This window comes from Candidatus Vicinibacter affinis (assembly GCA_016714365.1).
GTDB classification, from domain to species: Bacteria; Bacteroidota; Bacteroidia; order Chitinophagales; family Saprospiraceae; genus Vicinibacter; species Vicinibacter affinis.
In genome coordinates, this window is sequence record JADJNH010000005.1 from 350857 (window position 1) to 365167 (window position 14311).

Sequence of the window (14311 nt, forward strand, 5' to 3'; positions counted from 1 at the left end):
CAAAATGAATTGGTTCAATTGGATAATTATCATTCCTATACGTCTCTATCAATATTTGCTTTCTCCATTACTTGGAAAGAACTGCAGATTTCAACCCTCCTGTTCGAATTATATGATAGAGGCAGTCAAAGAGTGGGGAGTATTTTATGGTGTTTTTCTTGGTCTAAAAAGGATTAGCAGATGTCATCCATGGGGTGGGCACGGGAATGACGCGGTGCCTAAACGAAATAAACAATAAGTCAAAATACCAGAAGCTTGTTATACTTCTCCTATATTGTGTTGTTTCCAAATATTCCAAATAAGTTTAAATGGGATCAATATAATTCCTATAAGGCAGGATATTGCAAAGAAGATCATTTGGCTTCTGATATAAATGGCCATTGAAATTTGCTCTCTTTCCGGAATATCATTTAGTATTTCTTGAATTCCAACTTCATCAAGAAAATTTTTAAAATCCGAAAATGCATAAATGCCATAGAAGAAGGTTGGCAACATTATGAAAACCAGAGCAATTTTTAAAATCTGAAATCTTGCATATGGTGTCAAGTGCCATAAAAAGAGCCAACGCATACCAATACAAAAGCCCAGAATAAAAAAGAAGTTGCTTAAATAAAAATCATAAGGAATTTTGAAATAATAAATTGGAAAAAGAATAATGATAGTAAATAGTATAGAAAATAACCACCAAATTATTTCCGACTTAAGTTTAATTAGAGTTATATTCAAAATAAAAATTATGCATTTAATTATTCAAATTAAATTTTTTCTTGGTACGTGTTAAATATCTTATTCGGATCTTCCTTTTTTAAAACCAATGCGATTAAGGATGAAATGATAAAGTAAATCAACAACGAGGAAGCTAATATAATTAATAAGTTACCAAAACCAAATGGATTTTGTTCTTGAATTCTCTCAATTGCCTTTTCTGCTTCTATATCTCCCATGCTTGCTCTAAAGTTTTCAATCCATTTTATTTGGGCTTCTTTTTGTTGTTCCGCAAGATCAGGGTCGATGAAGTTATAGAGAATTGCCATAAATAAAACAGAAATTAGACTATAAACAATGGAGCTTACCCAGCAGGGGATCAAAGCTTCTTTCCAAGTCATAAATCCACCAAATTCTTTTCTTGTATCCATACCGGAAAAATACATAAACACAATGCCAATTAAAAATAAAACTATGCCAACACCAAAGTTCTGTATCATAGTGTGGTCGAATAAATACAAGGCCATTGTTAATACGACATAAACTGCGGACCAAATTAAACCATACCGAATTGCGATAATATGTTTTTCCATTTATAAAAAATATTTAATTGATGTATATTTTTTTATAAAAAGTTCCCAAAACTTTTCCTTGTAAATTTGTTGAGATGCAAGGGCTATTTTTAGAAACAGATTTTATATTTTCAACACTGTATTTCCAACTTTCAGTTGGATGAAACCAAGTAATGTTAGCTATTTTTCCTTCGGTAAGACTGGCATCATTTAATTTGAATATTTTTCTAGGATTCAAAGATACTTTCTCTACCCATAAATCGACACTGATTTCTGATGGAATAAATGTTTGGGTTAAACTGAAAGCAGTTTCTAGAGAAATAGCTCCAAAAGCAGCCGCCTGAAATTCTAAATCCTTTTTCTCGGGGTTCATAGGTGTATGGTCACTCACAATAATGTCAATTGCGTTTTCTTGTAATCCCTTAATAAGGTCTAGTCTATCCTTTTTAGACCTAATTGGTGGCATAAGTTTCAAGTTTTGTGAAAAAGATAATAAGTCAGTGTCTTCATAAACCAAATTGAAAATCGAAACAGAACTAAATAATCCAGATAGTTTTTTCTTAGCCACCTTGATAAGGTTTACAGCCTCAGTTGTTGAAATTTTATGTATCATCAATCTAGATTCTGAATATTTTAGTATTTCCAAATCTCTATTGACAGCCGTTATTTCTGCCAGTGATGGAATACCTTTTAGACCTAAGAAGGTACTTGATTCGCCTTCATGCATCTGACCTAAAGTGCCTAACTCCTGATCAAAGGAAGAATTGATGATCATGCTTTCAGGTATATTCTTAATGTATTCCAAAGACCTTAATAAAAGGCCAGATTTTTGAATCCCCATATTACCATCTGAAAATGCCACAGCTCCAGCTTCATGCATTTGAAGAATTTCAGCCATTTCGAGAGACTGAGTATTTTTGCTGATTGCGCCTATGGGATGAATATCAATATTTAACTCTTTTGACCTACTCTGAATGAAATGAATTTCAGATTTGGAATGTAATGCAGGTTTGGTATTGGGCATACAGCAAATTGCTGTGTAGCCACCAGAACTTGCGGCTTCATTAATATTTACAAGTGTTTCTCTTTCTTCAAAACCAGGTTCTCCTGTGTAACTACCCACATCAACCCAACCAGGAGAGATGTATGAGCCAGGATGGTCAAACACTTTAACATTTCGTGGAGTTTCAATGGAGGAACCAATTTTAAAAATCAGTCCATCCTTGATCCATAGATCACGAACTTTCCCATGTAGTTTATGACCTGGTTCAATAATTTTTACTTTTTTTAATAAACAGTTCATATTCATGTACTCCTCCATAGTCTAATCAACAGACTTTCCAAAATTAAGAATATTATACTCAATATTACTAAAATCCACCAAAGAGATTTTTTGCTTTTAGATTCTTTAATTGCGATACCCAAATCAGTCAATCCTTTTTGGTTAATTATCTCAGCATTTATACCAAAATATTCATTTAGTTGAACGTCAGGTATCTTGTCCAAGTTTGATTCTAACCGATTTTCATTAAAGGCAATTAAACCAATTATTTTATTTTGGTTTTTAACTTCATATATACCTGGTTTCTTAATTTGATCATATAATTCAAGAGCTATTTGATTACCAGCAGGTCTTATTGAAGGAATAAATTCTTCCGGACCTGAAAGAGTAAGCCCTTTTTCGGTAATTGGAATTTCCTGAGATTTTGGCAACAAAATAACTTCATCCTGACCAATGGTATAAGCGAGATTTATTTTTGAATTACCACTGATAGCTGCTTTAAAAATAAAGGGAAGTAAAATTTCAGGACTTTTAATTAAATTGCCATACTCTTCCGCTAAAGGGGAAGCAAAAGTATAAATATACCCTATGTTTGCTTGAGTCTTTATAAGGTAAGGAGAACCATCACGATAACTTAGAATGGTTTCGGATGATAAACCCTTTCTCAATGTATATTGACCATTTGAAAAAGGAAGTTTTATGTTCGCATTTGGATTCGTGAAAACATCTGAAAAAACTTCACTTTCAAGATTTATTGAACCCACCTCCTTTCTTGTTTTTTCAAAGTTGCTTATTGAATTTAGACTAAATTGATTCTCCAAACTTTGGTAAGTCTGTGCATTAGCGTCTGGTTTTGGAAAGAAAATAATATTAGTTCCTAACAAAGTAGCCTTGAACAATTCTTTTGTAAATCCTGATGAAAGTTCATTTAAATCACAAAGGACAATCAGCTTGAAGTTACTAAACTTGCTGTAATCAAGAGAATTTGAATTTACAAAAACTGGCTTAAAATAAGGCATTGAAGACAACGCATTGAAAAGAGCCTGTGGGATAATGTTGTCGTAAATAGCCAAGACATTTATTTCCTGATCTACTTGAAAGGAAGTAAAATATTCATCATCAAATAGAATTGGGTAATCTTTAATTTTTATTATTAGTTTTTGATTAGAGGAATTGTCAACAAAGACTTTTAAAGTGTCTGTTAAATTCTGCTTAGAATTTATATTCAAACTTTTATGAGGAAATTCTTGCCCATTCAATGAATAACTTACACGCACATTTTCAATAGGATTAATTCCGTGATTATGCAAATTAAAAACTAATGAATTTATTTGATTTGGAATGATAACCGGTGAAACAAAGTAAGCACTATCCAGACTTAGATTATTTTCATTGATCCTTTGAAGTGGAACTAAATGAAAGTTAATTGTAGAATCTATTTGGTCAGTGCTAACATCAACGATTGATTTTTGAAAATCAGAAATTAAATATGACTCCTTTTTGAATCCTTCTATTCCGGATAAAGTCTGGCTTTGTTTTTTGAGGATCCTGCTCATCAGATTGACAACAGGTCCTTCATTAATTTCTTGTACAGCAGTTAGTGCGTCGCTCTTTGAGAGTAGTCTAAGTTGTTTACCGCTTAAATCGTGACTTATAATTTGAAACTTATCATATTCAGTATAGCCATTGATAATTTCAACAGCTCTCTTTTTTGCAAGTGAAAATAAAGAACCTTCCTCAGAGTCAGCACTCATAGAATGGCTATTGTCTATGAAGATACTCACTGCATTAAATTGAATATTTTCATCGACCCTTTTGGGCAGATAGGGTTGAGCAAATGCCAAAATCAAGGCAGATAAGGCTAACAATCTAGTTAATAGAATTAAAAGATTTTTTAACTTATTTCGACTCGAAGTTTCTTCAACCAGTTCTTTTAAAAACCTTACATTAGTAAAAAGTACTTTTTTATACCTCTTGAAATAAAAAAGATGAATGATTATAGGGAGAGCCAAGAGGCTCAAGGCCCAAAGAAATCCGGGGAATAAGAACTGCATGTTCTGTTAAACGTTTGAAGGCGTAAAACTAATTAATTATCGGGCAAAATAATTTTGTAGACAAAGAAATATCTAAATTCTTGTTTATAATAAACCATCGAATATAAGTCAACTATTACGCATTATAAAATAATTTAATATTAATTATGTAATTTTGCGTCGTATGATAGCATATATAAAGGGAATTGTTACTGAATGTGCCCCAACACACGTGGTGGTTGAGGCAGCAGGAGTTGGTTATCAGGTTTTTATTAGTCTGAATACCTTCAGCCAAATTAATGGTTTAAAGGAATTGAAAATCCTTACTTATGCACATTATAAGGAAGATGGTCAGAGTTTGTATGGTTTTTTTAAGGATGATGAAAGATCGCTTTTTGTTCACCTGATTTCCGTTAATGGAGTAGGACCTAATACAGCAAGGCTGATACTTTCTTCACTTGATGCATCGGCTCTTAGGAATGCAATAATTACTGGTGACGACACCACTTTTAAAAGAGTCAAAGGGATAGGCCCCAAAACAGCCCAAAGAATAATTATTGATCTAAAAGATAAATTAACCAAAGATTCAGTGAATGAATCAGGTTCTTCCTTTGTTTCGACCTTTAATCTTAGGAAGGAAGCTCAATCTGCGCTTCTGGCTCTTGGTTTTGGAAGGCCACAAATAGAACAGGCACTAAACCGAATTCCGGGACCTGCATCTGAAGGGATGAGTTTGGAAAATCTGATAAAGGAGGCATTAAAAAATTTATCATAAAAGCTCTAAAAATATACCTTTTATATAAAAATATCGTTCTAATTACTCCTTTTTAAAAGCCGGGAGTTTTTTGTTCCAGAATATGAGAAGTCTTTTATTAGTTTTATTTATTTGTATTTTATTTGAAAAAATGCTCCTAGCCGGGGGCAAAGAACTTCCGGAGCCTCTACAGGTTGGCAAGGATATGTATTCTGATACTATACCTTTAAAAGACCGAACTGGAAGTTTTACAGATTCAGATACTAAAAACCCCTTTGATCTAAAAGATCCTAAGGTAATTGAACAAAGCATAGAATATGATCCAGCTACTGGTCAATATCGTGTAATTGAAAAGGTGGGAAATGACCATTACAGGCCGTCGTCTTATCTCACCTTTGAGCAGTACATGGATTTCAAATCCAAACAACAGGACAAGGAATATATGAGGTCTCTTGCCGGAATAAGTTCTGGCAAAAGAAATCTCAGCGGTCTTGTTGATCCTGTAAGTAAAATAGACATTAAAAGGAATTTAGTAGACAGATTGTTTGGGGGATTGGGAATCCAAATTGAACCCAGAGGTAATATTGACATGACTGTAGGTGGCTTTTATAATTTTACTGATATTCCTAACATTCCTATCAGACAACGGTGGCAAGCTGGCCCCGATTTTGACATGGATATTCAAATGGAAGTGGCTGGAAATATAGGCGATAAGCTAAAATTGAACACGAACTACAATACACAGTCTTCATTTGACTTTGAAAATAAACTTAAACTTGAATACGATAGTGAGAAGTTTTCAGAGGATGACATAATTAAAAAAATTGAAGCCGGAAACGTCAGTTTGCCTTTGCGATCAACTTTGATTAAAGGAAGCCAAAATTTGTTTGGATTTAAGACAGATTGGCAGTTTGGTCATCTTCGTTTAACCGGGCTTGTTTCTCAGCAAAGGTCAAGACAGGAAAATATTAAAACCAAAGGAGGGGGTGTTGTCCAGGAATTTCAAATTAGACCAGATAATTATGACGAAAACAGACACTTCTTTCTAAGCCATTATAATAGAGAAAACTATGAAGTATCTCTTTCCAATCTTCCTGAGGTTAACAGTCAATTTAGGATAAAGGACATTGAGGTATGGTTAACAGAAGATGGACAAAATTCAAGAGAAACCAATGTAAGGGATATTATTGCTTTAGCTGATCTTGGCACGCCGGATGGGCTGCCTTTTGATATGTCGACCAATCAACAAGCTAGATTTCTTCCGGGTAAAGCGGTACCACGAGACTTGCACGGGAAACCTTTACCCTCCAATACTTCAAATCAACTTTTAGAGCAAATTCTTGCCCTTCCTGGATCCCGAGATTTAAATGAAGTAGTAAGAGTGCTTTCTGATCCAAATGGACTAAATCTATTACAGGGAAGGGATTTTGAAAAGATTAGGGCAAAAAGACTAACTCCAAACGAATTCACATTTAATCCTGATTTGGGATTTATTTCATTGAGAGTGCGCCCCAGACCAAATCAAGTTCTTGCTGTCGCCTACCATTATACCTACAACGGCAAAGACATGGATCCACGAACACAAACACAACTTAAAGTTGGTGAATTTTCGGCTGAGGTAAAGTCAGATTCATTAAACTACAAAGTCATGTTTGTGAAGATGTTAAAATCCTCCAACCAAGTGACTTTTCTCCCATCTTTTGATCTGATGATGAAGAATGTGTACCCAATTGGTGGATTCAATTTGAATCAAGAAGACTTTAAATTTGACATATTTTACGAGTCTCAGGATGGAGCCCAAAGGCGATTTATTGAAGAAATAGATGGATACCCATTGTTAAACCTTTTTCAACTTGACAATTTAAACCGAACTAATGATCCGCAACCAGACGGGATATTTGACTGGGTAAATGGTCAAACAATTATACCTAGCAGCGGAAGTGTTATTTTTCCAGTTTTGGAGCCATTTGGATTGTCTTTTAAGAACCTACTTTCCAAGCTTGAATTTCTTAAAAATGATCCGGCCAAAATAGAAGCTATTTATAAAAAATATGCCTACCCACAGCTTTATGACACCTCAGTTACTTCAGCAAGACAAAATTTGCAATCCAATCAATTTATTCTCAGGGGAAGTTATCGTGCCGGGAAGTCAAATGAAATTCCTTTAAATACTTTTGGATCTGACCCAAATGCCAAAATAATTGTTCGCGCAGGATCTCTGGTATTAACTGAAGGTATAGATTACACAGTTGATCGAAGCTTAGGAAAAGTTACGATTCTAAATGAGTCGTTGTTGCAATCAAATACTAATATCAGTGTGGATTTTGAAAACAACGCCCTTTTCAACTTTAATACCCGAACCATGCTTGGTTTCAGAGCTGAATACTCAAAGAGTAAGGACGTTTATATTGGAACCACATTTATGAAGTTATTTGAAAGGCCTTTTACCCAAAAAGTAAATTTAGGTGAGGACCCCATCAATAACAACATATATGGACTTGACTTTGGGATTACCAAGCCAGCACCTTGGATAACTAGAACACTTGATAAATTACCACTTTACAGCACCAAGGATCCTTCCAGATGGTCATTGCAAGGAGAAGCAGCTTTACTTCAGCCTGGGTATTCGAGAGCGATTAATCAAGATGGAAGCGAAGGAGGAGTAGTTTATATTGATGATTTTGAAGGAAGTTCGACAGGAATAGGTTTGTATTTTAACACGACACAATGGATTTTGGCGACTCCACCTACGTCAAATTTTGTAGACGGGAATCTTGGTGGAAATAATGTATACAATAACTTTTATACCAGTTCAAACAGAGCTCTCTTATCATGGTACAGAATTGATGATTTTGCAAGAGTAGGTGCGCCGGATGCGGCTTCTACCTACTCCAGATTAGTTGATGAACTTGAAATATTTCCACAGCGTCAAAGGCCTGTAGGATTTGCCACCGAACTCACATTTGACCTCACCTATTATCCATATGAAAAAGGTCCATACAACTATGAATTACCAGAGGGAATTAAAAGTGGTGATTCAACCTTTATGACTCAAGGCCTTAATGCTGACAATACTTTAAGGCGCCCTGAAACCAGATGGGCAGGCATAATGTCTAAGCTAAATACAAATGATTTTGAGCTGGCAAACGTAGAATACATAGATTTTTGGCTTCTGAATCCATTTTTACCAAAAGCAAATGGCAGTAAAGTATCAAATAGTGGAAAGCTATTTTTTCAGTTAGGCACCTTTTCGGAAGATATACTTAAGGATGGCAAGCAGCAGTTTGAACATGGATTGCCAACACCAAATTTAAATCTACCTACTGATAACAGTATTTTTGGTAAGATTAGCCGAAAGCCTCCGGTTACTAATACATTTGAAGTTAGAGATCGAGAAACCCAAGATCTTGGACTTGATGGCTTAAACAGTATCAATCCTATCCAAACCCAAACCGAACGTAGTCATTTCAATGACTATCTTGAAAGAATGAGAAATTTTTTGGATCCACAGGCTTTCAACCAAATCCAAAGGGACCCATCAAATGATGATTATCTTTCTTATCGGGACAATTCATTTCCAAATGGAACCACAGTTCTGGAAAAATATAAGAGGTTTAACATGCCAGAAGGAAATTCCCAAATTGATTTGGGAAATCAGCAGTCTACTGCTTATACTGCTACACCCGATATGGAAGACCTTAACTTCGACAAATCGCTAAATGAAATTGAGTCCTATTATAGTTATGAAGTTCCAATTAATAATGTTAATAACAGTTTGGGACGGAACCCTTTTATCACAGATTCAGTAATAGTTTCTAAACCTTCCGGAAATGAGACATGGTACAGATTCCGAATTCCAATTACACGATGGAACTATAAAGCCGGCCAAATAAGTGATTACAGATCAATTCAATCTATGAGGTTATTAATGACTGGCTTCGATGAGCAGATTACCTTTAGGTTGATAAAATTTCAATTGGGTAGAAATACCTGGAGAAGAAATTTTGATAAAGCATGTACAAATGATATTCCTGAGAAACCTCTTATTTTAGATAAAATAGATATTGAAGAAAATTCCTCAAAGAGACCGTTCAATTATGTATTACCAAAAGGAATTCAACGAGAGCGTTTTTTCAGTACACAGTTTGCTGATTTATTTCAAAATGAAACCAGTCTTTTGCTAAGAAAGGAAATTTTCCCACCACGATGCGAACAATCAGTTTTCAGGGTAATTGATCTTGACATCAGACGTTACAAGAGACTCAAAATGTTCTGTCACACGGAAAGCTCAATGAACTTACAAAAAGGTGACGTTTCTGTATTTATCAGATTGGGAAAAGATTTTACTCAAAATTATTATGAATATGAAATTCCAGCTCGTATTTCTCCACAAGGAAATATAAGTTTTATAAAAGACCAAGATACTATTTGGCTTAAAGAGAATGAATTTGATTTTCCTTTACAAGCATTGATTGATTTAAAAAACAAAAGAAATCTTAATAATATTCCATACAGCACATTATTTTCAATGCCAGACCCAGACAAACCTCAAAACACCATCAAAATAGTAGGAAATCCAAACATAGGGCTGGTTCGTGGTATCCAAATCGGGTTTAGAAATAATACAGATACATTGATATCAGATTATGAAGTATGGGTAAATGAATTGCGTCTAACTGGATTAGAAAACAGAGGTGGTTTTGCAGCATTAGCAAGGGGGGAGGTTCAACTTGCAGACTTAGGTAACTTGAGTCTAGCGGGTAGTTATACTTCATTGGCTTGGGGCGGGATTGATCAAAGACTTGCCGAACGATCTCTTGAAAAAATTCAGCAATATGATGCAACTACAACTTTGGAATTGGGTAAATTTTTACCCAAAAAGGCCAATATTGTAATTCCATTTAGTGCTCAATATTCACAAGGCACAAAAACCCCAGAGTTTGACCCAAATGACCTTGATGTTAAATTGGATGACAAATTTGATCAAGCATTAAATAAACAGCAAAGGGATTCAATTAAAGAAAGAGCAATTGATTATACCAGGGTGACAGGATTTGCATTTAATAATGTTCGGAAAAATAGATCTGGAGGTGGGAAACCCAAGCCTTGGAATATAGAAAATTTTAGTTTGTCTTATGGACAATCGACTACCTTTAAAAGAAACCCAATTGTTGCAGAGGATAAGGAAAATATTAAAAGAGGAGGTCTTGATTATAATTTTAGCCTGACACCGAAATATATAGAACCATTAAAAAAAATAGTAACAAACAAGAGCCTTAAATTTATTTCAGATATTAATTTTAATTTTATACCAAATTCATTTGCTGTCAGGAATAACCTTGACAGAAGATATTCAAATAGAGTATATAGGTTTGCAGCTCCTCAATATGCTACTTGGGAAAACGTCAAGTTTATTTGGTTAAGAGATTATAATCTTAATTGGGATCTCACCCGTTCTATTAAATTGAATTTTAGTGCTCAGAATGAAGCCACGGTAGATGAAATTACTTATAATCCTCTCAGACAATCTTATGTTGATCCACTGAGTAACGAGTTGGTTTCACGTGCTGAGAAAAAACCATTTTTATATAAGAGTTTAGGAAATTTTGGTCGGACAAGAGATTATAAACACAGCCTGGGATTGAGTTATACACTTCCTACCAGATTAATTCCAATTCTTGATTGGATTCAAGTAAGAGGGCAATATAATTCAACTTTCAATTGGGCTTCTGGTTCTATTAGAACAATAGATACACTAGGTAGTGTAATATCTAATTCGCAGAGTGTCTCTTTGAGTGGTGAATTTAATTTAGTTTCACTGTATAATAAATCAAAATACTTAAGAGCAATAAACGGGGAGAATACACCTACAGGTAAAAAGAAACCTACCCCTTCGAAAGTACCTAAACCTAAAAATTTGGACAATGAGAACAAGAAAGATGTTAAAAAGAAGGACAAGGAATCTGAAAGAAATTCAAGCAGGATCCCAACGCTGGCTGAGAAAATACTTATAAGACCCTTAATGTCTGTGCGACGAGTCCAATTCAATTATTCAGAGAATAACTCAACCATTATTCCTGGGTTTATGCAATCTCCGGAATTGCTTGGAATGGATAAAAGTTTGGCTGCTCCAGGATGGAAATTTGTTGCTGGCCTTAAGCCGGATCTTAAACCTGGTCGATATCTTGATCAAATTGCAAGTAAAGGTTGGATAACAGACAATAGATATTTCAATAGAGAAATGATTCAAAGACATGCAACAACTACTGGAGCAAAAGTCAGGTTGGAAATTTTTAAGAATTTTAATATTGATTTAAACATTGATAGAAATTTTACTAGAGACTATACAGAAACATTTAAATTTGATTCTGTCTTAGGATCAAATAATCAATTGGCATTCCAACATTTCACACCATTTGAAAACGGGCAGTTTACCATTTCTTATGTCTCGTTTCAATCCATGTTTACTAAAGATATTAATAAGTTATTCAATAGTTTTTCGGACATGAGAAAAATTATGTCCAGGCGTGTAGGTGAACAATATGGTATAACTCAACGGAGCACAGTGAATCCAGACTATATTGATGGTTTTTTGGGTGATCATCAAGATGTAGTTTTACCAGCATTCCTTGCTACTTATAGTCATGCGAATCCTGAAAAATCAAATCTTGACATCTTTAAAACGATCCCATTGCCAAATTGGCAAATAAACTATTCTGGTTTATCAAGATTGGAAGGAATGAAAAATATTTTCCAAGATTTTTCTATTCGCCATGCATATAAAAACACACTCACTATGAATAATTACCGAACAAACCTTGACTATCGGGAAAGCGTACTTGAAGTTCCGATTAGAAGAAAAGGCGATACTATAATTGCATCTTATTATGCTCAATATGAAATTCCAGAAATTTCTATTAATGAATCATTTGGTCCTCTGATTGGCATCAATATTAAAACTAAGAATGGAATTGAATTGGGTTTTGATTTGAATAAGACAAGAAATCTTCAATTAAAGAATGGAATTGAGGGTCAACTTGAAGAAAGAAACTCAACAAATTACACTTTTAAAGCCGGATATGTCATTAAGAATGTATATCTATCTTTTATACCTGGTGCAAAAAAGATGCAGAAAAAATCCTCAAAGAAGAAAAAGAAGGGTGAAGACCCAAAGGAGGCTACAGCTAACAAACCAAAAGGAAATGATTTGGTTATAAGTGTTGATTTTGGAATCAGGGATAATATTTCTAAATTATTTCGTTTAGATGAAAATATAGAAGCACAGGCTTTTGAAGGTTCGAAGCAGATAAATTTTACTCCTTCGGTTCAGTATAATGTTAACAAGAGTTTGAACTTAAGACTTTTTGTTGATTATTCTAAATCAGTTCCATACGTCCAAAATTCATATAAAAGTGTTAGAATAAATGGAGGCTTAACAGTGCAATTTCTTCTCAATTGATTTTAGTACCAACTGAATTTTAGCATTTGTTTTTTAATTGGAACATTTAAAAAAATCAATATTGTAAGAATTAAATAAATTCAATACAATCAACTTGGTTGCAGAATCTTTTAAAAATTTAATTGAATATTATTGTCCTAGTTATTACCAAAAATAAATTAAATTATTTTTTGAGAAATACCCAAGTTTGGTTTTGGCTTTTGAAAACTATTTTTAATACAATTATTTAATATAAAACTTTCCTAATTGTTTTATGGTTTCCATTTAATGTTGCATCCAGCACTTGGAAACTGGTCACCAAGTAGCTTTTTACCAAGCAAGATTTGATCCATTGCTGAACGCAGATCACTTCCTGTAAGAGGGATATTATTTCCTGGTCTTGATTCATCCATTCTTCCTCTATAAACTAATCGAAGCTTGTCATCAAACAGATAGAAATCAGGTGTACAAGCAGCTTCGAAGGCTTGTGCAACCTTTTGATCTTCGTCGTAACAATAGGGAAAATTGAATTTCCATTTTTGTGAAAGTTCTTTCATCTTATAAGGGCTATCTTCAGGATATTTATTTACATCATTTGAGCTAATTGCAATAATTTTTATTCCTTTAGGTGAATAGTCTCTGGCAATTTTTACAATTTCTGGCAAAACATGGATCACAAAAGGACAGTGATTGCAGATAAACATAATCAAAATTCCATTGCATTGGAAATCGGTAGTTATGGTTATTTTTTCATTATTTTGAACTTCAAGAAGTGAAAACTCAGGAATTTTAGTTCCTAGTTCTATCATATTTGATTCTTTATATGACATTTAATGACAAGTGTTTATTGAACTGAGATATTCTTTTGCAAAATTTAATTTTCTAACGTATTGATAACCTTTGAAGCTGGAAAGGTTATTTTCAGAATATCGATCCATTTGATTAACCCAAATTCTATGAGCTATTTTTATGTAGGACCAATGCCATTTCTCTTCTTTAAAACCGGAAGGTCTTAAGGCCCCTTGTTCAGTATAGATTTGGCAAAATCCATATTTGGCTGCATTGCTTTTGAGCCATTCATAAACCTTAATTCCCTCTTCTGTTTCAAAATATTCCTCTTCAACGGAGTTAATATCAATATCCGTTCCCCAATGGTGCCTCGTAAAACCAGGGGGTGCAGTAAATTCTAGAATCTTACGTGCTCTTTCTAAAGGATTTTTAAGAGATTTATTCAGTTTCATATTATCGACCAAGGTCTGACCCAACCATTTTTTCTCCCAAATTTCTTTTTGGTATTCGAAATTTCGAGTAGCCGAAATAATTTTTAACTGTATTGAATCTAATCTAGCTGCCTCTGCCATTGAGACAAAGGCCTCGTAAGCCTCTTCAAGCATGTAGGAATTTTTATCACAATACAAATCCTCTATTTTCACAAAATATGGATGATCATCAGGTTGAAACTTTCCATAGATGAAATTATCTTCTTCAATAAATTTATAAGAATTATTGTAATTATTTGGCATTGGA

At 34.0% G+C, this 14311-nt stretch carries 8 protein-coding genes; 3 read left to right on the forward strand and 5 right to left on the reverse strand.

The genetic code is table 11. From position 1 onward, the window contains the following. Positions 1-4 precede the first annotated feature (4 nt). On the forward strand, positions 5-238 hold the full coding sequence (gene yidD / locus IPJ53_01795) for a membrane protein insertion efficiency factor YidD (protein ID MBK7797821.1): 234 nt from the start codon (positions 5-7) through the stop codon (positions 236-238). Positions 239-755: 517 nt separating this feature from the next. Here the strand turns inward: yidD and IPJ53_01800 are convergent. Genes IPJ53_01800 through IPJ53_01810 form a run of 3 tightly spaced genes read right to left on the reverse strand, consistent with a single transcriptional unit; the run spans position 756 to position 4613 of the window. Beyond that, positions 756-1298: a DUF4199 domain-containing protein gene (locus tag IPJ53_01800; GenBank protein MBK7797822.1), complete on the reverse strand. Its 543-nt coding sequence runs from the start codon at positions 1296-1298 to the stop codon at positions 756-758. Positions 1299-1311: 13 nt separating this feature from the next. Further along, positions 1312-2580, reverse strand: a complete 1269-nt coding sequence (locus IPJ53_01805; protein MBK7797823.1) for an amidohydrolase family protein — start codon at positions 2578-2580, stop codon at positions 1312-1314. Positions 2581-2582: 2 nt separating this feature from the next. Beyond that, a complete protein-coding gene (locus IPJ53_01810; GenBank protein ID MBK7797824.1) occupies positions 2583-4613 on the reverse strand; it encodes a BatA domain-containing protein in 2031 nt (676 codons plus the stop codon). Between the two features lie 163 nt (positions 4614-4776). On the opposite strand from IPJ53_01810, the gene ruvA reads away from it, so the two are divergent. Both ruvA and sprA read left to right on the forward strand, forming a co-directional pair. Further along, positions 4777-5367 carry a Holliday junction branch migration protein RuvA gene (ruvA, locus tag IPJ53_01815; protein MBK7797825.1) on the forward strand — a complete coding sequence of 197 codons (591 nt, stop codon included), beginning with the start codon at positions 4777-4779 and terminating at the stop codon, positions 5365-5367. Positions 5368-5497: 130 nt separating this feature from the next. After that, positions 5498-12805 (forward strand): cell surface protein SprA, encoded by a 7308-nt coding sequence (gene sprA, locus IPJ53_01820; protein ID MBK7797826.1) that lies wholly within the window; start codon positions 5498-5500, stop codon positions 12803-12805. A gap of 251 nt (positions 12806-13056) precedes the next feature. On the opposite strand, the gene IPJ53_01825 is transcribed toward sprA, so the two are convergent. Continuing rightward, the gene (locus IPJ53_01825) at positions 13057-13614 is read right to left on the reverse strand and encodes a thioredoxin family protein (protein MBK7797827.1); all 558 of its coding nucleotides are present in this window, start codon (positions 13612-13614) and stop codon (positions 13057-13059) included. Then, positions 13615-14307, reverse strand: a complete 693-nt coding sequence (locus tag IPJ53_01830) for a M15 family metallopeptidase (GenBank protein ID MBK7797828.1) — start codon at positions 14305-14307, stop codon at positions 13615-13617. Between the last annotated feature and the right edge of the window lie 4 nt (positions 14308-14311).